This window comes from Stenotrophomonas sp. Ker107b (genome assembly GCF_053847245.1).
The window spans coordinates 158,844-181,512 of record NZ_JBSPHX010000004.1 but is presented as its reverse complement, the minus strand read 5'-3'; the positions used below and the strand labels follow the sequence as shown (position 1 = coordinate 181,512).

22 protein-coding genes are annotated in these 22,669 nt (G+C 66.9%); 18 read left to right on the top strand and 4 right to left on the bottom strand.

Annotated features, from left to right (window positions below; genetic code table 11):
• Positions 1-8: 8 nt before the first annotated feature.
• The gene (locus ACWV8V_RS18060) at positions 9-908 is read right to left on the bottom strand and encodes a LysR family transcriptional regulator (protein ID WP_455900380.1); all 900 of its coding nucleotides are present in this window, start codon (positions 906-908) and stop codon (positions 9-11) included.
• 214 nt (positions 909-1,122) lie between these two features.
• Here ACWV8V_RS18060 and blaL2 point away from each other — a divergent pair, with 214 nt between their 5' ends.
• Complete coding sequence (gene blaL2 / locus ACWV8V_RS18055) at positions 1,123-2,037, top strand: L2 family extended-spectrum class A beta-lactamase (protein WP_455900379.1); 915 nt, start codon at positions 1,123-1,125, stop codon at positions 2,035-2,037.
• Between the two features lie 110 nt (positions 2,038-2,147).
• Here the strand turns inward: blaL2 and ggpS are convergent, their stop codons facing one another.
• A complete protein-coding gene (gene ggpS / locus ACWV8V_RS18050; protein ID WP_310443498.1) occupies positions 2,148-4,394 on the bottom strand; it encodes a glucosylglycerol-phosphate synthase in 2,247 nt (748 codons plus the stop codon).
• A 62-nt stretch (positions 4,395-4,456) separates the two neighbouring features.
• Positions 4,457-5,725: an MFS transporter gene (locus ACWV8V_RS18045; protein WP_259259398.1), complete on the bottom strand. Its 1,269-nt coding sequence runs from the start codon at positions 5,723-5,725 to the stop codon at positions 4,457-4,459.
• Positions 5,726-5,899: 174 nt separating this feature from the next.
• Between ACWV8V_RS18045 and ACWV8V_RS18040 the strand changes: the two genes are divergently transcribed.
• Positions 5,900-6,535, top strand: coding sequence for a hypothetical protein (locus ACWV8V_RS18040; RefSeq protein ID WP_455900378.1), 636 nt, complete (start codon positions 5,900-5,902; stop codon positions 6,533-6,535).
• Between the two features lie 48 nt (positions 6,536-6,583).
• Here the strand turns inward: ACWV8V_RS18040 and ACWV8V_RS18035 are convergent, their stop codons facing one another.
• On the bottom strand, positions 6,584-7,534 hold the full coding sequence (locus ACWV8V_RS18035; protein ID WP_259259400.1) for a DUF3011 domain-containing protein: 951 nt from the start codon (positions 7,532-7,534) through the stop codon (positions 6,584-6,586).
• Positions 7,535-7,705: 171 nt separating this feature from the next.
• On the opposite strand from ACWV8V_RS18035, the gene aspS reads away from it, so the two are divergent.
• From aspS to queE, 16 genes are all read left to right on the top strand, one after another.
• On the top strand, positions 7,706-9,463 hold the full coding sequence (aspS, locus tag ACWV8V_RS18030) for an aspartate--tRNA ligase (RefSeq protein ID WP_455900377.1): 1,758 nt from the start codon (positions 7,706-7,708) through the stop codon (positions 9,461-9,463).
• 128 nt (positions 9,464-9,591) lie between these two features.
• Complete coding sequence (locus tag ACWV8V_RS18025; RefSeq protein ID WP_259259403.1) at positions 9,592-10,125, top strand: GNAT family N-acetyltransferase; 534 nt, start codon at positions 9,592-9,594, stop codon at positions 10,123-10,125.
• A gap of 109 nt (positions 10,126-10,234) precedes the next feature.
• On the top strand, positions 10,235-10,867 hold the full coding sequence (locus ACWV8V_RS18020) for an esterase/lipase family protein (protein ID WP_259259404.1): 633 nt from the start codon (positions 10,235-10,237) through the stop codon (positions 10,865-10,867).
• A gap of 83 nt (positions 10,868-10,950) precedes the next feature.
• Positions 10,951-11,682: a YebC/PmpR family DNA-binding transcriptional regulator gene (locus ACWV8V_RS18015; RefSeq protein ID WP_259259405.1), complete on the top strand. Its 732-nt coding sequence runs from the start codon at positions 10,951-10,953 to the stop codon at positions 11,680-11,682.
• Between the two features lie 96 nt (positions 11,683-11,778).
• Positions 11,779-12,300, top strand: a complete 522-nt coding sequence (gene ruvC / locus ACWV8V_RS18010) for a crossover junction endodeoxyribonuclease RuvC (RefSeq protein WP_121039160.1) — start codon at positions 11,779-11,781, stop codon at positions 12,298-12,300.
• Between the two features lie 10 nt (positions 12,301-12,310).
• Positions 12,311-12,901 carry a Holliday junction branch migration protein RuvA gene (gene ruvA / locus ACWV8V_RS18005; RefSeq protein WP_088433901.1) on the top strand — a complete coding sequence of 197 codons (591 nt, stop codon included), beginning with the start codon at positions 12,311-12,313 and terminating at the stop codon, positions 12,899-12,901.
• Between the two features lie 128 nt (positions 12,902-13,029).
• Positions 13,030-14,880 carry a potassium transporter Kup gene (locus ACWV8V_RS18000; protein WP_184997297.1) on the top strand — a complete coding sequence of 617 codons (1,851 nt, stop codon included), beginning with the start codon at positions 13,030-13,032 and terminating at the stop codon, positions 14,878-14,880.
• Positions 14,881-15,122: 242 nt separating this feature from the next.
• Positions 15,123-16,163 (top strand): Holliday junction branch migration DNA helicase RuvB, encoded by a 1,041-nt coding sequence (gene ruvB, locus ACWV8V_RS17995; protein ID WP_123730394.1) that lies wholly within the window; start codon positions 15,123-15,125, stop codon positions 16,161-16,163.
• The gene (ybgC, locus tag ACWV8V_RS17990) at positions 16,153-16,584 is read left to right on the top strand and encodes a tol-pal system-associated acyl-CoA thioesterase (RefSeq protein WP_123730395.1); all 432 of its coding nucleotides are present in this window, start codon (positions 16,153-16,155) and stop codon (positions 16,582-16,584) included. The genes ruvB and ybgC overlap by 11 nt, the downstream gene beginning before the upstream one ends.
• A 10-nt stretch (positions 16,585-16,594) precedes the next feature.
• A complete protein-coding gene (gene tolQ / locus ACWV8V_RS17985) occupies positions 16,595-17,374 on the top strand; it encodes a protein TolQ (protein ID WP_121039143.1) in 780 nt (259 codons plus the stop codon).
• Positions 17,375-17,397: 23 nt separating this feature from the next.
• Positions 17,398-17,826 (top strand): protein TolR, encoded by a 429-nt coding sequence (gene tolR, locus ACWV8V_RS17980; protein WP_123730396.1) that lies wholly within the window; start codon positions 17,398-17,400, stop codon positions 17,824-17,826.
• A complete protein-coding gene (tolA, locus tag ACWV8V_RS17975; RefSeq protein ID WP_259259406.1) occupies positions 17,816-18,874 on the top strand; it encodes a cell envelope integrity protein TolA in 1,059 nt (352 codons plus the stop codon). Before tolR ends, tolA begins: the two co-directional genes overlap by 11 nt.
• A 212-nt stretch (positions 18,875-19,086) precedes the next feature.
• Positions 19,087-20,406, top strand: coding sequence for a Tol-Pal system beta propeller repeat protein TolB (gene tolB, locus ACWV8V_RS17970; protein WP_259259407.1), 1,320 nt, complete (start codon positions 19,087-19,089; stop codon positions 20,404-20,406).
• A gap of 64 nt (positions 20,407-20,470) precedes the next feature.
• The gene (gene pal, locus ACWV8V_RS17965) at positions 20,471-20,986 is read left to right on the top strand and encodes a peptidoglycan-associated lipoprotein Pal (RefSeq protein WP_121039134.1); all 516 of its coding nucleotides are present in this window, start codon (positions 20,471-20,473) and stop codon (positions 20,984-20,986) included.
• A 3-nt stretch (positions 20,987-20,989) separates the two neighbouring features.
• Positions 20,990-21,796: a tol-pal system protein YbgF gene (gene ybgF / locus ACWV8V_RS17960; protein ID WP_259259408.1), complete on the top strand. Its 807-nt coding sequence runs from the start codon at positions 20,990-20,992 to the stop codon at positions 21,794-21,796.
• A 132-nt stretch (positions 21,797-21,928) separates the two neighbouring features.
• On the top strand, positions 21,929-22,627 hold the full coding sequence (gene queE / locus ACWV8V_RS17955) for a 7-carboxy-7-deazaguanine synthase QueE (protein WP_259259409.1): 699 nt from the start codon (positions 21,929-21,931) through the stop codon (positions 22,625-22,627).
• The last annotated feature ends 42 nt before the right edge of the window (positions 22,628-22,669 follow it).

The following is a 22,669-nucleotide window of genomic DNA, read 5'->3' as shown; positions in this document are numbered from 1 at the left end:
TGGCACCCTCAGGCAACCGGTAGGTGCCGACCGCTGGTCGTCACATCGTCCTGCGCCTCCAGCCATTCCCGGAACCGGCGCGCCGCGTCGCTCTCGGCGCGCGAGCGCAGCCGCGTCAGCCAATACCTGCCCAGATCCAGGGTCTGCGCGAAGGGCTGGATCAAGCGCCCTTGGGCCAGGTCCTGCTCGAACATCTTCAACGGCAACAGTGCCACGCCCGCACCTGCGGCGGCGGCACTGGCCAGCGTCAGCGACGAATCGAACACCGGCCCGCGCGCGTCCAGTTCCGGTGCTCCGGCCGCCTGCAGCCAGCGTGGCCACTCGTCGCTGCGGTAGGAGCGCAGCAACGCCACGTTGGCCAGATCGCGCGACTGCCGCAGCGTACGTGCCAGCGCCGGCGCGCACAGCGGCGCAAACGGTGCATCGAGTACGACGTCGCTGATCTGCCCCTGCCAATCGCCATCACCGAACCGGATCGCCAGGTCCAGCCCTTCACCGGCCAGATCGATGCGGTTGTTGTGGGTCTGCAGGCGCAGTTCGATATCCGGATGGCGCGCGTTGAAATCCCCCAGGCGCGGCAGCAGCCAGCCGGTGGCGAAGGTGCCGACCACCCCCACGCTCAGTACCTCGCGGAAGTGCCCGCCGACGAAGCGGTCCAGGCTCACCGCGATGCGGTCGAAGGCCTCGTTGAGCACCGGATACAGACGGGCCCCCTCATCGGTCAGGGCGACCCCGCGCGGCAACCGGGTGAATAGCGACACGCCCAGCCGGTCCTCCAGCGCCCGGATCTGATGGCTCAGCGCGGCCTGGCTGACGCACAGCTCCAGCGCGGCGCGGGTGAAATTCTGGTGCCGCGCGGCAGCCTCGAAGGCGCGCAGGGCGTTGAGCGGCAGCTGGGGGCGAAGCATGGGGCGAGCCGTGAGCCGTGAGCAGGGGTGATGCATCATCGCATCGCCTGCCGGGTTGGGTGCAATGATGGCCATCTACGACGCCAATGCGCCGGGCCGTCGTCATCGGGCCTTGGTTTAAGCATGAGGAAAATTGATGCCTCGCACTGAAAATCGTCGCTGGTGGACGGGCGTGGACCTGCCAATACTCAGGCCTTCGCCAAGGAGAACCTGCATGATCGCTCGACGACAGTTCCTGCAATGGACCGGCGCGGCCGCCGCGTCTGCGCTGGCCGCCACCGCCACCGCCACCGCCTTCGCCAAGACGCCGCTGCCCGCGCCGAAACCCGCCGTCGCGGCGAAGGACTTCGCGGCGTTGGAAGTAGCAAGTGGCGGGCGCCTGGGGGTGACCCTGCTCAATACCGGCACCGGCTGGCGCACCGGCAATCGGCAGGACGAACGCTTCCCGATGTGCAGCACGTTCAAGTTCGTGTTGTCCGCTGCGGTGCTGCAGCTGGCCGACCAGGGCAGACTGTCGCTGGACCGGCGCGTGCCCGTGCGCCAGCAGGACATGCTCTCGCATGCGCCGGTGACCACGCGGCACATCGGCAAGGATGTCACCGTGCGCGACCTGTGCAGGGCGACCATGATCACCAGCGACAACCCCGCCGCGAACCTGCTGCTGGGCATGGTGGGCGGGCCGGCCGGGGTGACCGCGTTCCTGCGTGCCAACGGCGATGCGGTGACCCGCAATGACCGTCTCGAGCCGGAGATGAACCGCTTTGCCCCGGGTGATCCGCGCGATACCACCAGCCCGGCTGCGATGGCGGTCAGCCTGCAGCGCTTCGTGCTCGGTGACGTCCTCAAGCCCGCCTCGAAACAGCAGTTGGCCGATTGGCTGATCGACAACGAAACCGGCGATACGCGGCTGCGTGCCGGGTTGTCCAAGGCGTGGCGGGTGGGTGACAAGACCGGCAGCAATGGCGAGGACACCACCAATGACATCGCGATCCTGTGGCCGCTCGCCGGCGGTGCACCGTGGGTGCTGACCAGCTACCTGCAGGGCGCAACGGTGGACGATGCCGGCCGCAACGACGTGCTGCGGCAGGTGGCGGTGCTTGCCGAAGGAATCATGCAGAAAGCCGGGTAACCGGTGCCTACCGGGTAGTGCCGGCCGCTGGCCGGCAACCCATGAAACCGGCACCGTTCGCAGCCGGCACCGCTTGGAGCCGGCCAGCGGCCGGCACTACCTCTACAACGTCAGCCTTCGGTGTGGCTGGTGCGTACCGCTTCCAGGAAGTCCTGGCCCCAGCGATCCACGTCGTAGTACTCCACGCTGCCGAACAGCTGGCGCATGCGCCCGGTGGCTTCATCGTCGGGCATCGACAAGGCCTGCAGCAGGCCGGCGGTGAGGTCGGCCGGGTCATGTGGATTGGTCAGCACGGCGCCTTTCAGCTCGGCGGCCGCACCGGCAAACTCACTGAGCACCAGCACGCCGTTGCTGCCCTCGATGCCCTGCGTGGCCACGAACTCCTTGGACACCAGGTTCAAGCCATCGCGCAGCGGGGTGATCCACATCACCTGCGCGGCGGCGTAGTGCGCGACCACTTCTTCGAACGGGAGTGCCTGGGCGAAGAAGCGCACCGGGGTCCAGTCCAATCGCGAGAAACGCCCGTTGATCCGGCCGACCGCCTGTTCGATCTGGTTCTGCAGCGTGCGGTAGATGGTCATCTCGCGCGCGGCCGGCACGCAGATCATCAGCAGGGTGACCTTGCCCTGGCGATCCGGATGCTGCTCCAGCAACCGCTCGTACGCCTCCAGTTTGGCCAGCGTGCCCTTGGTGTAATCCAGGCGCTCCACCGACAGCACCAGCTTGCGTGCGCCGATCTCGCGGCGCAGCTTGAAGATGTCATTGCGCACATCGCTGCGTGCGAGCACGTTGTGGATGCGGCGCAGATCGGTGCCGACCGGATGCGCACCGAGGGCGACTTCGCGGTCGCCCACGCGCAGGCGCGTGGTCATCGTGTCCAGACCCACCGCACACCCGTACGTGAGGAAGCGCGGGGCGCAGCTTTCCCACGCCAGGCGCTCAGCCGGCATCGCGCCGCGCACGACGTCCACGAAGTTCTCCACCTGGCGCGGAATGTGGAAACCGATGTAATCGCAGCTGAGCAGGCTGCCGATGATTTCGCGGCGCCACGGCACCACGTTGAACACATCGGCCGAGGGGAAGTAGGTGTGGTGGAAGAAGGCGATCTTCAGGTCCGGGCGCAGTTCGCGCAGCGTGGCCGGCACCATCCACAGGTTGTAATCGTGGATCCACACGGTCGCGCCATGTGCGGCTTCGGCAGCGGTGGCTTCGGCGAACTTGCGGTTGACCTTCAGGAATACCTGCCAGTCTTCTTCGCGGAATTTCGCGCGTTCCCAGAACACATGCAGCATCGGCCAGAACGCTTCCTTGGAAAAGCGTTTGTAGAAGATGTCCACTTCCTGCTTGCTCAGCGGCACGCGCGCGGCGGTCAGGGTGGGGTAGCGCTCGGCATCCACCGCCAGATGGGTCTGGAACGGGCCGCGCTTGGGATCATCGATCCCCCACGCGACCCAGGAGCCTTTCTGGCCGCCTTCGAAGAAGCTCAGCAGTGAAGGAATGATGCCGTTGGGCGAGCGCGGCGGGCGCTGCACCAGCACGCCGTCTTCCATGACTTCATCGAAGGGCAGGCGGTGGTAGACCATCACCAGATCGGCGCCGTCCGCGCGTGCCTGCGCTGGCGGGCGCAGGAAGGGATCGTCATCGGCGAGCAGGCCGAAATGTTCGATTGCTTCGAGGATGCCGCCGCAACCCGGCGCCTGTGCATGGAAAGTGTGCTTCAGGTCGGCCGTCGCGGCGGTCAGCGCCGGCTCCGAATCGCCCACGCACACCCCGCGGAAACCGGAGGTGTACATCGACAGGTCATTGAGGGTGTCGCCGGCCACCAGGATGCGATCGCGCGGGAGCTCCAGCAGGCGCGCAAGCGCGGCCAGGGTGCGGCCCTTGTCGGTATCGGGCGGCAGGATGTCCAGATAGCGGTCGGCCGAGTACAGCACATCGCAGCCCAGCGCCTGTGCGGCGGCCTGGATCTGCGAGCGCAGGGGCGCCAGCGTGTCGGGATCGCAGAAATACGAGCAGCGGCGTTCCTGCGGCACATCCTGGCGCTGCAGCGCGGTGAACGGGCGCATCGCGGCGGCGACGACCTGCTCGCCCGGCCAGTGCGCGTCGATCATCGATTGCAGAGGCTGCAGCGGCTGCAGGGTGTGGCCGTCGACGACGGTGGCGCCGACATCGCAGACCACATAGTCCGGGCGCGGAATGGCTGGATCGGAGAGCAGGGGCATCACCGCTTCCAGGCCGCGGCCGGTGATGAAGATCAGGCGGATGCCGGGGTGCTGGTCGACCAGCCGGTAGAGCCGATGGCGCGCGGCGGCATCGCCGGCAAGGAAGGTGCCATCCAGATCGGTGGCAAGGATCAGTTGCGGTGCCGGCGGGGCCGGCGGTGTACGGGTTGGAGTGAGGGAGGTCGGTGTCGAAACAGTCAATGCACTTCCTTATCGGAGTCAGAGGGGAGGGGAGTATCGGGATCCGGCGGCGCGGTGTCGGTCTCCGGCATCAGCTCCAGCGCGGAAGGCGTGGTGCGCAGCATCAGCCGGAAGCCGACCGGATGCGTGCGCAGGCGCTGGAAGCTGAGCAGGCGCGCGGTGGTGAACAGCGCCAGCAGCATCAGGACCACCGCGAAGTACAGCGGCAGTGCCGGCGCGCCGAAGCGCTGCATGGCCGCACCGGCCAACGCAGGGCCAAGCGCGGCGCCCACGCCATGCACCAGCAGCAGGCTGGAGCAGCCCGAAAGCAGATCTTCGCGCGGCAGGTAGTCGAGCATGTGCGCAACCGCAAACGGATACAGCGCGAAGGCCAGCCCGCCGTAGAAGAAGAACAGGCCGAACACCAGATGCGTCTGTACCTGGATCATCGGCAACGACGCCACCACGGCGATGCCGGCGGCCGCCAGGCTCAGGGCGACCAACCCGGTGCGCCGGTCATGCCCGTCGCTGATGTGGCCCAGTGGCCACTGCAGCAGTGCACCACCGGCGATGGCGGTGAGCATGAACAGGGCCACGCCGTTGCCGTCCAGGCCGATCTCGCCGGCATACACCGGCAGCAGGCCCCAGAATGCGCCCATCGCCAGGCCGGACAGGCCGGCGGCCACGGTCGCCACCGGTGCCATCGCATACAGCCGCGCCAGTTTCAGACGCGGCACCGAGGGGATCTCGGGCGGGCGCAGACGCGTTGCGGTGACGGGTAGCACCGCCGCGCAGACCAGGATCGCGGTGAGCATGAACATCGAGGTCGCGCCGGCATCGCCGAGCATCAGCAGCACCTGGCCGAGCGCCAGCGCCGAGAGATTGACCACCATGTACAGCGAGAAAGCGCGGCTGCGCAGGCGCGGGTCGGGCTCGGCGTTGAGCCAGCTCTCGATCACGGTATACAGGCCCACCAGCGCGATGCCGGTGAGGATGCGCAGCACGCCCCAGCCCACCGGATTGATCCACAGCGGGTGGACCAGCACCGCAATGGCGGCGAGGGCGGCGAAGAAGGCGAACGCACGGATATGGCCGATGCGGCCGATCAGCGAGGGGGCGAAGAAGGTGCCGATGAAGAACCCGGCAAAATAGCCGGACATCACCAGGCCCAACGTGCCGGCACCGAAGCCGGCTTCACCCCCGCGCACCGCCAGCAATGTGCCCAGCAGGCCGCTGCCGGTCAGCAGCAGCGCCACACCGGCGAGCAGGGCGGTCAGCCGCAACATGCATGCGTCCTTCGTGGGGAAGAAGGCGAACAAGTCACGTGACCGACCATAACACAGCGGATATGAAGCCTTTGTCGCGCCGGCCCCGGCGCGCTCGTGATCGAAGGTGCTCGCTGGTGCGTTGCTGGCGACGGGCGGTTTGCGCTGTGCGGTCGTGACCGCTAGGGTGGTGCCATGAATGTCGTCAAACTCCTTCCTTTAGCGGCTGCACTGGCGATCACGGCCTGCAGCGCGTCAAACGATACTGTCGGTCACGAAGTCTCCATGGCCCCGTCCGATGCCTTCATGTCGGCTGTGGCCGCGCATTGCGGCAAGGCCTTTGAAGGCCGTATCGCGGTCAATGAGCCCAAGACCGACGCGCCCGATCCCTTCGAGGGCAAGCGGCTGGTGATGCATGTGCGTGGCTGTGAGGATCCGGCGCATGAGCTGCGGATCCCCTTCCATGTCGGTGATGATCACTCGCGCACCTGGGTGCTGACCCGTACCGAGCATGGGCTGCGCCTCAAGCACGATCACCGCCACGAAGACGGCAGTCCGGATGCGGTCACGATGTACGGTGGCGACAGCAAGCCGCCGGGCACCGCGCAGCGGCAGTCGTTCCCGGTGGATTCGGACTCGGTGGCAATGTTCCGCAAGGCCGACATGCTCGCCTCGGTGCAGAACACCTGGGCAATGGACGTGGAGCCGGACCAGAGCTTCGTCTACGAATTGACCCGCCCGGGCGGCCGCCACTTCCAGGTGGTGTTCGACCTGAGCAAGCCGGTGGCATTGCCGCCGGCGCCGTGGGGCAGCGAGCCGCCCGCGCCGTAACGTTCACCGGTGCCGACCCGCGGTCGGCACCTATCCGTAAAGGGGCGCTCAGCGTGCCCCGAACCGGGCGCGGCACCCGCCGCTGACCCACAGGCTGCCATTGCTGTAGCCCCAGCTGCGGCCTTCCACGCAGGCCGTGCCCGACAGCTGCTGCACCACTGCCGGCCGCCCTTGGCGGTCATCCCAGGCACAGGTCTGCCGACGCTTGTCGTTGCTGCTGCAGGTCACGCTGTAGTTGCTGTTGCCGCCAGGGCCACCCCAGTTGCCACCGCTGTTGCCCCGCGCTTCGGCGAACTCCCCGCGGCAGCCCCGGTTGACCCAGACCGCGCCATTGCGCACGCCCCAGGTCTGGCCCTCGACACAGGCCGTACCGGAGATCTGGCGGACCAGGGTCGCGTTGCGCCAGCCGGTGTTGCAGGTGCGCTCGCGGTTGTCCTGGCTCTCGCAGCGGATAGTGGCCCCGGTGCCGCCACCGCCGCCCCAATTGCCGCCATTGCCGCGGCCCTCGACGAATTCGGCACGGCAGCCGCCGCTGACCCAGACGGTGCCGTTGCGCGAGCCCCAGTTGCGGCCCTCGGTACAGGTGGTTCCGGAAATCTGGCGCGACAGCTGCGCGCTGCGCCAGCCGGTGTTGCAGCTGCGCTCGCGGTTGTCCTGGCTTTCGCAGCGGACCGTGCCGTTGTTTCCCGGGCCGTTGCCGCCGCCATTCCAGTTGCCGCCGCCGTTGCCGCGCAGCGAGGTGGCGATGTCCTGCTTGATGCGGGAGAAGCTCCAGCCCGAGTTGACCTGGGCCAGGTAGAAGCGCAACTGGTCATCCGGGATCCGGCGGCCATTGGACTGGTCGGCGTATTCCTGGGTGATGACCCGGCTGCGGTCGGAGGAGGACAGCTGCGACAGATTTTCCGGGGCATAGGCCCGGGTACTCATCTGGGCGTGCAGGGCCGGGGCCGTACAGGCCAGGGCAAGGGTGAGACAGACAGTGCTCAGACGGCGTTGCATGGCGACATCCCCGTGCGGTCGTTGGTGCGCGGACTATAGGAATGCCCCCGGTTCAGAGCGCGTGATGCCGGGCCGCGGCGCCCGGATTTGCCCCGCCGGGCTGGCGGCCGCAGAATAACGGGCTTTCCGGCGCAGCTTGGCGTCGGCACTCTCCTGCGGAGCTTTACCCCCATGCGTACCCACTTCTGTGGCCTGGTCGACGAGACCCTGATTGGCCAAACCGTAACCCTCGCCGGCTGGACCGACGTTGCCCGCAACCAGGGTGGCGTGGTTTTCATCGATCTGCGCGATCATGAAGGCATCGTGCAGGTGACGGTGGAAGTCGACAACGCGGCCGTGTTCGCCGTGGCCGCCAGCCTGGGCTACGAGGACGTGCTGCAGGTGGAAGGCGTGGTGCGCGCGCGCCATGCGGCCAACGACAAGCTCCGCACCGGCAACGTGGAAGTGATCGCCACGGCCATCACCCTCCTCAACAAGGCCGAGCCGCTGCCGTTCCACGCGCATGAGAACCCGGGCGAAGAAACCCGCCTGAAATACCGTTACCTGGATCTGCGCCGCCCGGAAATGCAGCGCATGCAGCGCACCCGCATCAAGCTGGTGCAGGCCCTGCGCCGCCATCTGGACGCCACCGGCTTCCAGGACATCGAAACCCCGATCCTGACCAAGGCCACCCCGGAAGGCGCCCGCGACTTCCTGGTGCCGGCGCGCATGCACCCGGGCGAGTTCTACGCCCTGCCGCAGAGCCCGCAGCTGTTCAAGCAGATCCTGATGGTGGCCGGCTTCGACCGTTACTACCAGATCGCGCGCTGCTTCCGCGACGAGGCCCTGCGTGCCGATCGCCAGCTGGAATTCACCCAGCTGGACATGGAGTTCGCCTTCGTGCGCGAACGCGACGTGCAGGACTTCGTGGAAACCATGATCCGCGCCATCTTCAAGGAAGTGGTCGATGTGGAGCTGGCCGCCAGCTTCCCGCGCATGACCTGGGCCGAGGCGATGCGTCGCTATGGCTCGGACAAGCCGGACCTGCGCATCGCGCTGGAGCTGGTGGACGTGGCCGAGCTGGTCAAGACCAGCGAGTTCCCGGTCTTCACCGCCGCCGCCAACGATGCCGATGGCCGCGTCGCCGCGCTGCGCATCCCGGGTGGTGCCAGCCTGTCGCGCAAGCAGATCGACGACTACGCCGCGCATGCCGCCAAGTACGGCGCCAAGGGCCTGGCCTACATCAAGATCAGCGAAAGCGGCGAAGTCATCTCGCCGATCGCCAAGTTCTTCAGCGAAGAGGCCTTCGCCGCGCTGGTCGCCCAGGTGGGCGCCGGTAACGGCGACATCGTGTTCTTCGGCGCCGGTGGCTACAACAAGGTCTCCGACTTCATGGGCGCCTTGCGCCTGAAGGCCGGCAAAGACTTCAACCTGGTCGCCGCCGGCTGGGCACCGCTGTGGGTCACCGATTTCCCGATGTTCGAGTACGACGACGAAGCCCAGCGCTACGTCGCCCTGCATCACCCCTTCACCGCGCCGGCAGTGGATGACATCGCCGATCTGCGCGCCAACGCCAGGACCGCCGTATCGCGCGGCTATGACATGGTGCTCAACGGCAACGAGATCGGCGGTGGTTCGATCCGTATCCACCGCTCGGACATGCAGAGCGCCGTGTTCGACCTGCTGGGCATCGGGGCCGAAGAGGCCGAGGGCAAGTTCGGCTTCCTGCTCGACGCGCTGCGTTTCGGCGCGCCGCCGCACGGTGGCATCGCCTTCGGTATCGACCGTATCGCCGCACTGATGGCCGGTACCGAGTCGATCCGCGATGTGATCCCGTTCCCGAAGACCACCGGCGCGCAGTGCCTGATGACCGGTGCCCCGTCGCCGATCCCGGACGAGCAGCTGGCCGAAGTGCATGTCCAGGTCCGTCCGCGCGCGGTCAAGGAATAAGCCGGCAAGCGCCGGCCATCGGTCGGCGTGGGGTGCGGCAGGTACCGGCAGGAGGTCGGTGCCGGGCCGCGCCATCACCGCAGCGTTCAGGTAAATTGGCGGCTCCCGCCGATGCCGATGCTCCCGCCGTGACTCCAGGCCGCTACACCATCCGCCGCGCCACCCCGGACGATGCCCAGACCCTGTCGGTGCTGGCCGCGCGTACCTTCGTGGAAACCTTCGGCCATCTGTACCCGCCCGAGGACCTGCAGGCCTTCCTCGACGAGGCCTACCCGGCGCAGCGCCAGCGCATCATCCTCGAACACCCCGATTACGCGGTCTGGCTGCTGGAACTGGATGGGGTGGCCGTGGGCCACGCCGCTGCCGGGCCGTGTGGGCTGCCGCATGCCGAGGTGCAGCCCGGCGATGGCGAGCTCAAGCGCCTGTACCTGATCAAGGACCAGCAGAGCTGTGGCTGGGGCAGCCGTCTGTTCGAAACGGCGCTTGCCTGGCTGGAACGCGACGGCCCGCGCACGGTGTGGCTCGGTGTCTGGTCGGAAAACTTCGGCGCGCAGCGCTTCTATGCCCGCTACGGCTTCAGCAAGGTCGGCACCTACGAGTTCCCGGTCGGCAACGTGCGCGACCTGGAGTTCATCCTGCGCCGTCCGCCAACGGCCGCCTGAGCCGGATCCTGACGGGCCGCGACGGCTTCACCTGCCGTTGTCCGGTCCATTCGTCTAATGACGCTGTTTCTTTCTGCAGGCGCCCCGCCCAACGGGCTAGGCTGACACCATGAATCCCCCTGTTTTACTGCTGCATGGCATCTGGAATGCGCGCGCGTGGGTCGGCCCGCTGGCCTGGCGTCTGCGTGCCCGTGGCTTCGCCGTGGATACCTTCGGGTATTCCAGTGTGTTCGGGGGGCCGGAGGTGGCGGTGCCGCAACTGCTGGAGCGGCTCAAGGACAGCGGCCCGGTCTCGCTGGTCGGGCACAGCCTGGGTGGACTGGTCGCGCTGGAGGCGCTGCGGCGTGCGCCGGAGCTGCCGGTTTCGCGGGTGGTCTGCCTCGGTTCGCCGCTGCGCGGCAGCGTGACCGCCCGTTCCCTGAGCGATCACGGCTGGTCGCTGGCGCTGGGGCGCAGCTCGGAACTGCTGCTGGATGGCCTGCCGGCCTGGGAGGGCAGGGCGCAGGTCGGCCTGATCGCCGGCTCCGTCCCGCACGGGTTGGGCAGCCTGCTGGGCGCCTGTGGCGATGCCTCCGATGGCACCGTGGCGCTGGATGAGACGCAGTTGCCCGGTCTGGCCGACCACTGCGTGATCCCGGCCAGCCATAGCGGGCTGGTATTTTCGCCGGATGCCGCGCGCCAGACCGCCGCGTTCCTGCGCGATGGCCGGTTCCGCCGGGACGACGCGGCCCACGCCGCCTGATCGGGCCCGGCACTGACACGGGCAGGCCGACGGATCAGGTAGAATTCGCGCCCTGTTCCTGACAGAAACACGAGAGTCACCCCATGGGTAGAGGCCCCTCCATCGAGAACCGCAAAAACGCGTCTGACGCGAAGCGCGGCAAGATTTTCACCAAGATCATCCGCGAGATCGGCGTTGCCGCGCGCGGCGGTGGAGGCGACCCCAACAACAACCCGCGCCTGCGGGTGGCCATGGACAAGGGCCTGTCGTCGAACATGTCCAAGGACGTGATCGAGCGCGCCATCAAGAAGGCGACCGGTGAGCTGGAAGGCGTCGAGTACGAAGAGATCCGCTACGAGGGCTATGCCCCCGGTGGCGTGGCCGTGATCGTGGACTGCCTGACCGACAACCGCGTGCGCACCGTGGCCGATGTCCGCCATGCGTTCAGCAAGTGCGGCGGCAACATGGGCACGGAAGGCTCGGTTTCGTTCATGTTCAAGCGCCTGGGCGTGCTGCACTTCGCCGCCGGCGCGGACGAAGAGGCCGTCACCGAAGCGGCGATCGAGGCCGGTGCGGACGACATCGTGGTCTACCCGGAGGACGGGGCGATCGACGTGGTCACCGCGGCCGACAGCTATCACGCCGTCAAGGATGCGATGGAGGCCGCCGGGTTCAGCCCGGACCATGCTGAAATCACCTACCGTGCCGACAACGACATCAAGGTCGAAGGCGACACCGCCTTGCAGGTCAAGAAGCTGCTGGACATGCTCGAAGACCTGGACGACGTGCAGGACGTGTTCTCCAACGCCGAGCTCGGCGCGGACGCCTACGCCTGAGCGGGCGCTTCACCGGTCGCTTTGCGCGACCGGTGAGCGGACAATGCGGACCATGATGACTCCAGCCGTTCCCTGTTATCCCCGTGTGTGTGCCGCATGACCCGCATTCTCGGCATCGACCCCGGTTCGCAGCGCACCGGGGTGGGCATCATTGATGTGGACGCCGCCGGCAAGGTGGTGCATGTGCATCACCTGCCGCTGGTCCTGTTGGGCGCGGACGACTTCCCGCAGCGGATGAAGCTGCTGGTGGTGGGTCTGACCGCCCTGGTCGAGGAATACCGTCCCGACGAAGTGGCCATCGAAAAGGTCTTCATGGCGCGCAACCCCGATTCGGCCTTGAAGCTGGGCCAGGCGCGCGGCGCCGCCATCTCGGCCGTGGTGATGCGCGACCTGCCGGTCAGCGAGTACGCCGCCACCGAGATCAAGCTGGCCGTGGTCGGCCGCGGTGGCGCGGAAAAACAACAGGTCCAACACATGGTCGGGCTCATGCTCAACCTGAAAACCAAGCTGCAGGCCGACGCCGCCGATGCGTTGGCCGTGGCGATCACCCACGCCCATGTCCGGGCGACGGCGCTGCGCCTGGGCGTCAATGCGCGCCAGGCCTGGAGCCGGAAATGAGGAACACTGCATGATTGGTCGTCTGCGCGGGATCGTGGCCTACAAGGCGCCGCCTTGGCTGATGGTGGACGTCAATGGCGTCGGCTACGAGCTGGAGGCGCCGATGAGCACCTTCTACGACCTGCCCGAACTGGGCCGCGAGGTCACCTTGTTCACCCATTACGCGCAGAAGGAAGACAGCGTCTCGCTGTACGGCTTCCTGCGCGAGGGCGAGCGGCGCCTGTTCCGCGATGTGCAGAAAGTCAGCGGGATCGGCGCCAAGATTGCGCTGGCCGTGCTCTCCGGCGTCAGCGTGGACGAGTTCGCGCGCATGCTGCAGGCCGGTGACATCACCGCGCTGACCCGGATTCCGGGCATCGGCAAGAAGACCGCCGAGCGCATGGTGCTGGAACTGCGCGACCGCGCAGCCAATTTCGGTGGTGGCGGCGCACCGATCGCCGGTGCCGCACCGGCCACCGATCCGGTCTCCGAGGCAACCGTGGCCCTGCAGCAGCTGGGTTACAAGCCGACCGAGGCCGCGCGCATGGCACGCGATGCCAACGCCGAGGGCGACGATGTCGCCACGGTCATCCGCAAAGCCCTGCAGGCCGCGCTGCGCTGAGCCGCGCGCCTGTCTTTCCCTAGCTGCCGACACTACCGACCGCGTCCGCCCGGAGCCCCATGTCCACCACTTCTTCCCAGCACAGCGATGGCCCGTCCCCGCACGGGCACGCGCCGGCCGCCGGTGGCATGGCGCTGATGATCGGCGCCATCGGCGTGGTATTCGGCGATATCGGCACCAGCCCGCTGTACACGCTGAAAGAAGCGTTCTCCCCGCACTACGGGCTCAACAGCGACCATGACACCGTGCTGGGGGTGCTGTCGCTGGCCTTCTGGGCACTGAACATCGTGGTTACCCTCAAGTACGTCACCATCATCATGCGCGCCGACAATGAGGGCGAGGGCGGCATCATGGCGTTGATGGCGCTGACCCAGCGAACCCTGCGCAACGGCTCGCGCTCGGCCTACGTGGTGGGCATCCTGGGCATCTTCGGCGCCTCGCTGTTCTTCGGTGACGGGGTGATCACCCCGGCCATCTCGGTGCTGGGCGCGGTGGAAGGTCTGGAGGTCGCGGCTCCCGGGCTGCATGCGTTCATCGTGCCGATCACGGTGGTGGTGCTGCTGGCGGTGTTTGCCGTGCAGCGCTTTGGTACCGAGAAGATCGGCAAGCTGTTCGGTCCGATCACCTCGATCTGGTTCATCTCGTTGGCCGCGATCGGCATCTACAACATCGTCGATGCACCCGAGGTGCTCAAGGCGTTCAACCCGATGTGGGCGCTGCGCTTCTTCATGGAGCATGGCTGGCACGGCATCTTCATCCTCGGCGCGGTGGTGCTGGCCGTGACCGGCGGCGAGGCGCTGTACGCGGACATGGGCCACTTTGGCGCCAAGCCGATCCGCCATGCCTGGTACTTCTTCGTGCTGCCGTGCCTGGTGCTGAACTACCTGGGGCAGGGCGCACTGGTGCTCAACAACCCCGAGGCGGTCAAGAACCCGTTCTTCGAAGCGGTGCCGGACTGGGCGCTGTACCCGATGATCATCCTGGCCACGATGGCCGCGGTGATCGCCTCGCAGTCGGTGATCACCGGGGCGTTCTCGGTGTCGCGCCAGGCCATGCAGCTGGGCTACATCCCGCGCATGCGCATCACCCACACCTCGCACGACACCATCGGCCAGATCTACATCCCGGGCATCAACTGGGGCATCGCGGTGATGGTGATCGGGCTGGTGCTGGCGTTCCGCAGCTCCTCCAACCTGGCCGTGGCCTACGGCATTTCGGTCTCGGCCACGATGCTGATCGATACCCTGCTGCTGGCCCTGGTGGCCCGCGCGCTGTGGCCGACCTCGCGCTACTGGATCATCCCGCTGTGCGCGGTGTTCTTCGTGATCGACCTGGGCTTTGTGATCGCCAATGGCGCCAAGCTGCTGCAGGGCGCGTGGTTCCCGGTGGTGCTGGGCATCGTGCTGTTCACCATGATGCGCACCTGGCGCCGTGGCCGCGAGCTGCTGCGCGATGAAATCCGCAAGGACGGCATCCGGATCGACACCTTCCTGCCGGGCCTGATGCTGGCCCCGCCGGTGCGGGTGCCGGGCACTGCCGTGTTCCTCACCGCCGATCCCTCGGTGGCCCCGCATGCGCTGATGCACAACCTCAAGCACAACAAGGTGCTGCACGAGCGCAATGTGTTCCTGCACGTGGTGACCCTGCCGGTGCCGTACGCGCCGTCGGGCCAGCGCCTGAAGATCGAATCGGTGGGCGATGAGTTCTATCGGATCTACGTGAAGTTCGGCTTCATGGAAACGCCGGACGTGCCACTGGCGCTGATGCGTTCGTGCGACCACGGCGGGATCTACTTCGATCCGATGGACACCACGTTCTTCGCCAGCCGCGAGACCATCGTGGCCACCGCCAACCGCGGCATGCCGATCTGGCGCGACAAGCTGTTCGCGCTGATGCACCGCAACGCCGCGCCGGCGACCGGGTTCTTCCGGATTCCGGGTAATCGGCTGGTCGAACTGGGGGCGCAGGTGGAGATCTGACGCCGTCAGATCGCCACCTGCGGCCCAAGGTCTGCTTCGCAAACCTTGGGGCCCGGGCGCATTCCACCTTATCCCCGCGCCTTCGGCGCGCCCCCTTGAACAACAAGGGGGCTCTTCCTCCGATTCGATCCCGGTAGTGCCGGCCGCTGGCCGGCTCCGCGGGATGCAGATGTCATGAGGAGCCGGCCAGCGGCCGGCACTACGGGGCGCGGATCGCGCCGCTTTTGCCGCATAATTGCCGAATGACCGACGACCGCATCATCGCCGCCGGTGCCACCCGCGAAGACGAGGGCACCGACGCCAGCATCCGCCCCAAGCGCATGGCCGATTACCTCGGCCAGGCGCCTGTGCGCGAGCAGCTGTCGATCTACATCGAGGCGACCAAGGCCCGTGGCGACGCGCTCGACCACGTGCTGATCTTCGGGCCGCCGGGTCTGGGCAAGACCACGTTGAGCCATGTGATCGCCAATGAGCTGGGGGTCGCGCTGCGCGTCACCTCCGGCCCGGTGATCGAAAAGGCGGGCGATCTGGCTGCGCTGCTGACCAATCTGCAGCCGCACGATGTGCTGTTCATCGATGAGATCCACCGCCTCTCGCCGGTCGTGGAAGAAGTGCTGTACCCGGCGATGGAAGATTTCCAGATCGACATCATGATCGGCGAGGGCCCTGCGGCCCGCTCGATCAAGATCGATCTGCCGCCGTTCACCCTGATCGGCGCGACCACCCGTGCAGGCCTGCTGACCGCGCCGCTGCGCGACCGCTTCGGCATCGTGCACCGGCTGGAGTTCTATACGCCGGAAGAGCTCACCAAGATCGTCCGGCGCTCGGCCAGCATCCTCAACATTGATTGCACCGCCGAAGGCGCGGCCGAGATCGCACGGCGCTCGCGCGGCACCCCGCGTATCGCCAACCGGCTGCTGCGCCGCGTGCGCGATTTCGCCCAGGTGAAGGCCGCCGGTCACATCGACCAGGACGTCGCCCAGGCGGCGATGCAGATGCTGAAGGTCGACCCGGAGGGCTTCGACGAGCTCGATCGGCGGCTGCTGCGGACCATGGTGGATTACTTCGACGGTGGCCCGGTCGGCATCGAGTCGCTGGCGGCGGCCCTGTCCGAAGAGCGTGGCACGCTGGAGGATGTGGTCGAGCCGTACCTGATCCAGCAGGGCTTCCTGATCCGCACCGCGCGGGGCCGCATGTGCACGCACAAGGCCTACCGGCACATGGGGTTGAAGCCGAAAAACCCGCCGGCCGACTTGTTCGCGGAGATTCCGGATGTCGGTTGATCCCCGATTCAGTTGGCCGACACGCATTTACTGGGAAGATACCGACGCTGGCGGGGTCGTGTACCACGCCCGCTACGTGGCCTTCATGGAACGGGCGCGCACCGAATGGATGCGGGCATTGGGGTATGGTCAGGAGCGCATGCGCTGCGACCACGGCCTGGTGTTCGCGGTACGCAGCATGTCCATGGATTTCCTCAAGCCGGCGCGTCTGGATGATGCGTTGGCGGTCACCGCCACGCTGGTGCAGTGCAAGCGCGCCAGCATGGTGTTCGCCCAGGCGGTCCATCGGGGCGATGAGACACTGCTGACCGCGCAGGTGAAGATCGCCGCGCTCGATGCAACCACCTTCAAACCGCGTGGCATGGACGATGCACTGCATGCCGCGCTGAAACACCTCGAATTTCCAGAATCCGCACACTGAGGAACAACGGATGATCGCAATGCTCCTGGCCCTGCAGGCCACGGTGACCGAAGCGCTGCCGCAGGAAGTCACCAGCGCCGCGGCACAGACTGTCGCCCAAGCCGCGCATGGCGGTGGCATCAATTACCTGGACCTGATGATCAAGGCCAGCATCCCGGTGAAGATCATCGTGCTGCTGCTGTTGGCCGGCTCGTTCATCAGCTGGGTGATCATCTTCCGCAAGGCGCGCGTGTTCAACGCCGCCAACCGCGAGGCCGACGAGTTCGAAAGCCGCTTCTGGTCCGGCGCGGACCTGGGCAAGCTGTACAGCTCGGCGACCGACCGCAACCGCAAGGTCGGCGGGCTGGAAGCCATCTTCGAAGCCGGCTTCCGCGAGTTCACCCGCCTGCGCGACAAGCGCCGCCTGGACGGCCGTGCGCAGCTTGAAGGCGCCCAGCGCGCCATGCGCACCACCTACACCCGTGAAGTGGATCAGATGGAACGCAGCCTGGAGCTGCTGGCCAACATCGGCTCGACCGCCCCGTACGTGGGCCTGGTCGGTACCGTGTTCGGCATCATGGTGACCATGCACGACATGATCAACAGCGGTGAGCAGGCCGGTATCGCCTCGGTGGCCCCGGGCATCTCCGAAGCCCTGTTCGCCACCGCGATCGGCCTGTTCGTGGCGATCCCGGCGGTGTGGGCCTACAACCGCTTCACCACCCGCGTGGAGCGCATGTCGGTGCGCTTTGAAACCTTCGCAGAAGAGTTCAGCTCGATCCTGCAGCGTCAGACCGCGGGCGACGAGTAAGCGCCCAGCACAGGAGTCCTGCCATGACCGCAGCCATTGGCCGCCGCAAGCGCCGAAAGCTCAAATCCGAAATCAACGTCGTGCCGTACATCGACGTCATGCTGGTGCTGCTCATCATTTTCATGGTGACCGCGCCGCTGCTCACGCTGAGCTTTGAAGTGGATCTGCCGACCTCCCAGGCCAAGGCGCTGGAGAGCAAGCAGGATCCGGTTGTCGTGTCCGTCCGCCTGGATGGCCAGCTCAGCCTCAAGCTGCCCGAGGCCAAGGACCCCGAGCCGATGGATGCTGACCGGCTGCAGGCCCAGCTGTCCGCACTGTCCTCGCAGGACAAGAACCTGCGCGTGATCGTCGCTGCCGACAGGGCCGTGGCGTATGAAAAGGTGGTCGCGGCCATGGACGTGATCAAGCGCGCCAACGTGGAAAAGGTGGGCCTGGCGACCGATGCACACTGAAGCCCTGCCACCGCAGCGCGCACGGGATGAGGAGTGGGGCCTGCCGGTCGCGCTGGCGCTCGGCGTCCACCTGCTGCTGGCACTGATCTTCATTGCCGCCTGGTTGTGGTCGCCGCAGCGCACGACCGAAGCGGCGGCCGGCGATCCGGCGATTGAAGCCAGCCTGCAGCTGTCCGCCTCCGAGGCATCGGCCGCGCGCCAGGCCTTGCGTGCCTCCGAAGCGCTGCCGGACCTGCCCGAGCCGGTCGCCGAGCCCGAACCGGTGCCGGAAGATACCGTCCCGCCGCCGCAGCCGATTGAAGAGCCGCGCCCTCAGGATGCTCCCACCCCGCAGCAGCAACAGGCCCAGGAGCGCATCGCCCAGCCCGACACGGTCGATCAGGAGGCGGTCAACGCCTTGGCGATCTCGGCTGAAAAGGCCAAGCAGGAACAGGAAGCCAAGCGCCGCCAGGAACAGATCGACCTGACCGAGCGCAAGCGCCAGGACCAGGCCGAGCAGAAGCTGCGCCTGGCCAAGCAGCAGGAAGAGGCCGAGAAGAAGAAGCTGGCCGAGCAGGAACAGAAGGCCAACGACGCCAAGGCCGACGCCGAGCGCGACAAGAAGCTCGCCGAAATCCGCCGCAAGCGCGCCCAGGCCGAGAACGAAGCCAAGCTGGCCGAGCAGAAGCTGCGCCAGGTGTCGGCGGCACGCGCGGCCAATGCCTCGGCCTCGACCTCCGGCGCCACCGGTGCGGCCAAGCCGGCTGCCGGTGCCGGCGGCACCAGTGACGACCTCAGCGCCAAGTACGCCGCGGCCATCCAGCAGAAGGTCTCCGCGCAGTGGACCCGGCCGGATTCGGTGCCGCTGGGTCAGCGCTGCCAGGTCTCGATCACCCAGATTCCCGGTGGGCAGGTGATCCAGGCCAAGGTCAGCGGGAGCTGCCCGTTCGATGAGGCCGGCCGCCGCTCGATCGAGGCCGCCGTGCTGAACGCCCAACCGTTGCCGTACCGCGGCTTCGAGTCGGTGTTCGCGCGCACGATCAATTTCACCTTCACCGCCCAGGATTGATGCCGGGCGGTGGGGCGATTGGACTGACATGCCGGTGTCTCTGTGCAGGGCCGGCACGCATCGCGGGCATTGAAATGGGACGTTGTCGTTAACGGCCCGTGAGTTTTGTGCACTTGGTGACTCGGAATTCACACTGCCTTGGTTCATGATTGCGAAACTGTTCACCGCCGTCCTGTTATCCCTCGTTCTGGTTTCCCCCTATTGAGCGCTCCATGAAAAAAATGCCTCGTTGGCTTGCCGTTGTTGCGGCCCTGTTGTTGCCCTTCGCTGCCGTGGCGCAGCAGAAGGGGCTGGATATCGACATCATCGGCGGCAACGCCTCCGCCACGCCGATCACCGTTGTCCCCATGCCTTACCAGGGCTCGGCCGGTGCTCCGCAGACCGATGTGGCTGCCGTGGTCCGCGCCGATCTGGACCGTTCGGGCCAGTTCCGCAATCTTCCCGAAGCCCAGATCGTCGAAAAGCCGACCCGTGGCAGCGAGATCCAGTTCGCTACCTGGCGCGCGCTGAAGCAGAACTACATCGTGGTCGGCCGGGTCATGGACGCCGGTGCCGGCGCCTACCGCGTCGAGTACGAACTGTATGACGTGCCCAAGGGCGAGCGCCTGCTCGGCCTGGCGATGACCGCCCGTGGCAATGCCATGCGCGATGTCGCCCACCAGATGGCCGATGCCATCTACGAAAAGATCACCGGTGTGCGCGGCGCCTTCTGGACCCGCATCGCCTATGTCACTGCCAGCGGCAAGGGCGATGCCATGCGCTATGCGCTGATGGTGGCCGATTCGGACGGCTTCAACCCGCAGACCATCGTGCGCTCGGCCGAACCGCTGCTCTCGCCGAGCTGGAGCCCGGACGGCAACAAGCTGGCCTACGTGAGCTTCGAGCGTGGCAATTCGGCGATCTATATCCAGAACATCTCCAGCGGCGCACGTGAGCTGGTGACCAGCTTCCGCGGTATCAACAGCGCGCCCTCGTTCTCCCCGGATGGCCGCCGCCTGGCCCTGTCGCTGTCGCGCAGCGGCAACCCGGAAATCTACGTGATGGATCTGGGCAGCAAGCAGCTGACCCAGCTGACCAACCACTTCGCCATCGATACCGAGCCGACCTGGAGTGCGGACGGTTCCAGCGTGTACTTCACCTCCGACCGTGGCGGCCGCCCGCAGATCTACCAGGTCGCCTCCAGCGGTGGCAGCGCTTCGCGCGTGACCTTCCAGGGCAACTACAACGCCACCCCGAGCCTGTCCTACGACGGCAAGAAGCTGGTGGTCGCCCAGGGCAGCGGCAACACCTACAAGATCGCGATGATGGACAGCAGCACGGGCTCGGCCCGCTGGAACACGCTGTCGCCAGGGTCGCTGGATGAATCGCCGAGCTTCGCGCCCAACGCAAGCATGGTGTTGTACGCCGCCCGTGAAGGTGGTCGTGGAGTGTTGTACGCCGTATCGGCCGATGCGCGCGTGCGCCAGCGGCTGGTTCTGGCCGACGGTGATGTTCGTGAGCCTTCTTGGTCGCCATACCGTACAAAGCGCTAACAGAGTGTTAAGATTTCGCCGTATTCATCCCTCATCCGGCTTTAGGAGCCTCAAAGGTATCGCCATGAACAAGACCACCCGCGTTCTGCTTGTCTCCCTGTTGTCCGTGGCCGCCCTGGCCGGTTGTTCCAAGAAGGTCAAGGAAGTGCCGGCTGCCCCGGTTGATACCGGCAGCACCACTGCTCCGACCGGCCCGTCCACCTCGGGTCTGTACGGTCCGGGTGATCTGGATACCGATTCCTGCCTGCGCCAGCGCGTGGTGTACTTCGATCTGGACCAGGACAGCGTCAAGCCGGAGTTCCAGGCCATCATGGCGTGCCACGCCAAGTACCTGCGTGACCGTCCGTCCTCGCGCATGACCCTGCAGGGCCACACCGATGAGCGCGGTTCGCGCGCTTACAACCAGGCTCTGGGCGAGCGTCGTGGCAACGGCGTGTCCTCGGCACTGCAGGCCAACGGTGGCTCGGCTTCGCAGCTGACCGTCGTGTCCTACGGTGAAGAGCGTCCGGTCTGCACCGAGTCGGGCGAGTCCTGCTGGTCGCAGAACCGTCGCGTCGAGATCGTGTACACGGCTCAGTAATAGATGCGCTTTCGATTTCTATCGATGATCGTTGCGGCAGCCCTCGTGGCTGCCGCACCGGCCAATGCGCAGCGGCAGAGTCTGGCCGACCGTGTCGGCGCGCTTGAGCAGCAGGCGAACAACAACCAGTCCAACATGGACATGCTCAACCAGCTCAATCAGCTGCGTACCCAGTTGCAGGCCCTGCAGTCGCAGGTCGAGCAGCTGCAGCACGACAATGAGCAGCTCAAGCAGTCCGCCAAGGACCAGTATCTGGATCTGGACAGCCGCCTGAACCGCCTGGAAGGTGGAGCCCCCGCGCTTCCCGCCGCCCCGGCCGCAGCCGCGCCTGCCCCCGCAGCCCCCCCGAAACCGGCAACGGCCGCTTCCGAGCGGCCGCCAAGCGTGCACGGCGATGCCGGCAGCCTGGCTGCCAGTGGCGACGAACGCACCGCCTACAACGTCGCCTTCGATTCGCTCAAGGCCGGCAAGTACGACGACTCGGCGCAGCTGTTCCTGAGCTTCCTCGAGTTGTACCCCAACGGCGTCTACACCCCCAACGCGTTGTACTGGTTGGGCGAGAGCTATTACGCCACCCGCAATTTCCCGCTGGCTGAGGCGCAGTTCCGCGACCTCATCTCGCGCTACCCGACCCACGACAAGGCGTCCGGTGGCCTGCTCAAGATCGGCCTTTCCCAGTATGGCGAAGGCAAGGTCGACCAGGCCCAGGCGACCCTCGAACAGGTCGTGTCCACGTATCCCGGCTCCGACGCCGCGCGCACTGCGCAGGACCGTCTGCAGTCGATCCGGCTGGGTCAGCAGATCCGCTGAACCCGCCCCGGGCCGCTGGAGCGGCCGGGCCCGGTATACTGATGGATCGCCAACCGGGCGCTGCCCGGTCCTCCGTGCCGGGCCATGCCCGGCTGTTGTCGTTTCCGAAGCCGTCCCCCACGAATCACCGCCATGACCACGACCCTGTCTGCTGCTGCCGCACTCCCCAGTGAGATCGTGCAGTCCCCGCTGCCGCGACTGAAGATCACCGAGATCTTCCTGTCCCTGCAGGGCGAAGCCGATACTGCCGGCTGGCCGACCGTGTTCGTGCGCCTGACCGGCTGCCCGCTGCGCTGCACCTATTGCGATACCGCTTACGCCTTCCACGGCGGCACCTGGTGGGACATCGACGCGATCGTGGACGAGGTGCTCGCCCAGGGCGTCCACCACGTCTGCGTGACCGGTGGCGAGCCGCTGGCGCAGAAGCGCTGCCTGGTGCTGTTGGAGAAGCTCTGCGACGCCGGCCTGGACGTCTCGCTGGAAACCTCCGGCGCGCTGGATGTCAGCGCCGTCGATCCGCGCGTGTCGCGCGTGGTCGACCTGAAAACCCCCGGCTCCGGCGAAATGGCCCGCAACCGCCTGGAGAACCTGCCGCTGCTGACCAAGCGCGACCAGATCAAGTTCGTCCTGTGCAGCCGCGAGGATTACGAATGGGCCCGCGGCATGGTCCGCGAGCACCGGCTCAACGAGCGCAGCATGGTGCTGTTCTCGCCGAGCAAGAGCGAGGTCAGCCCGCGCGAGCTGGCCGACTGGATCGTGGCCGATCGCCTGCCGGTGCGCTTCCAGATGCAGCTGCACAAGCTGTTGTGGAATGACGAGCCCGGGAGGTAACGCCGGCTGCAGCGCTACGGCGCTGCGCTTGTCATCGACCAC

What these genes read in the sequence shown, in the direction of transcription:
- ACWV8V_RS18000 (WP_184997297.1), top strand. Translation starts at nt 13,030, where the DNA reads ATGGCGCTGATGATCGGCGCCATCGGCGTGGTATTCGGCGATATCGGC.
- pal (WP_121039134.1), top strand. Translation starts at nt 20,471, where the DNA reads ATGAACAAGACCACCCGCGTTCTGCTTGTCTCCCTGTTGTCCGTGGCC.
- ruvC (WP_121039160.1), top strand. Translation starts at nt 11,779, where the DNA reads ATGACCCGCATTCTCGGCATCGACCCCGGTTCGCAGCGCACCGGGGTG.
- ybgC (WP_123730395.1), top strand. Translation starts at nt 16,153, where the DNA reads ATGTCGGTTGATCCCCGATTCAGTTGGCCGACACGCATTTACTGGGAA.
- aspS (WP_455900377.1), top strand. Translation starts at nt 7,706, where the DNA reads ATGCGTACCCACTTCTGTGGCCTGGTCGACGAGACCCTGATTGGCCAA.
- ACWV8V_RS18060 (WP_455900380.1), bottom strand. Translation starts at nt 908, where the DNA reads ATGCTTCGCCCCCAGCTGCCGCTCAACGCCCTGCGCGCCTTCGAGGCT.
- ybgF (WP_259259408.1), top strand. Translation starts at nt 20,990, where the DNA reads ATGCGCTTTCGATTTCTATCGATGATCGTTGCGGCAGCCCTCGTGGCT.
- tolR (WP_123730396.1), top strand. Translation starts at nt 17,398, where the DNA reads ATGACCGCAGCCATTGGCCGCCGCAAGCGCCGAAAGCTCAAATCCGAA.
- ACWV8V_RS18045 (WP_259259398.1), bottom strand. Translation starts at nt 5,725, where the DNA reads ATGTTGCGGCTGACCGCCCTGCTCGCCGGTGTGGCGCTGCTGCTGACC.
- ruvA (WP_088433901.1), top strand. Translation starts at nt 12,311, where the DNA reads ATGATTGGTCGTCTGCGCGGGATCGTGGCCTACAAGGCGCCGCCTTGG.
- tolQ (WP_121039143.1), top strand. Translation starts at nt 16,595, where the DNA reads ATGATCGCAATGCTCCTGGCCCTGCAGGCCACGGTGACCGAAGCGCTG.
- ACWV8V_RS18035 (WP_259259400.1), bottom strand. Translation starts at nt 7,534, where the DNA reads ATGCAACGCCGTCTGAGCACTGTCTGTCTCACCCTTGCCCTGGCCTGT.
- tolB (WP_259259407.1), top strand. Translation starts at nt 19,087, where the DNA reads ATGAAAAAAATGCCTCGTTGGCTTGCCGTTGTTGCGGCCCTGTTGTTG.
- blaL2 (WP_455900379.1), top strand. Translation starts at nt 1,123, where the DNA reads ATGATCGCTCGACGACAGTTCCTGCAATGGACCGGCGCGGCCGCCGCG.
- ruvB (WP_123730394.1), top strand. Translation starts at nt 15,123, where the DNA reads ATGACCGACGACCGCATCATCGCCGCCGGTGCCACCCGCGAAGACGAG.
- ACWV8V_RS18020 (WP_259259404.1), top strand. Translation starts at nt 10,235, where the DNA reads ATGAATCCCCCTGTTTTACTGCTGCATGGCATCTGGAATGCGCGCGCG.
- queE (WP_259259409.1), top strand. Translation starts at nt 21,929, where the DNA reads ATGACCACGACCCTGTCTGCTGCTGCCGCACTCCCCAGTGAGATCGTG.
- ACWV8V_RS18040 (WP_455900378.1), top strand. Translation starts at nt 5,900, where the DNA reads ATGAATGTCGTCAAACTCCTTCCTTTAGCGGCTGCACTGGCGATCACG.
- ACWV8V_RS18015 (WP_259259405.1), top strand. Translation starts at nt 10,951, where the DNA reads ATGGGTAGAGGCCCCTCCATCGAGAACCGCAAAAACGCGTCTGACGCG.
- tolA (WP_259259406.1), top strand. Translation starts at nt 17,816, where the DNA reads ATGCACACTGAAGCCCTGCCACCGCAGCGCGCACGGGATGAGGAGTGG.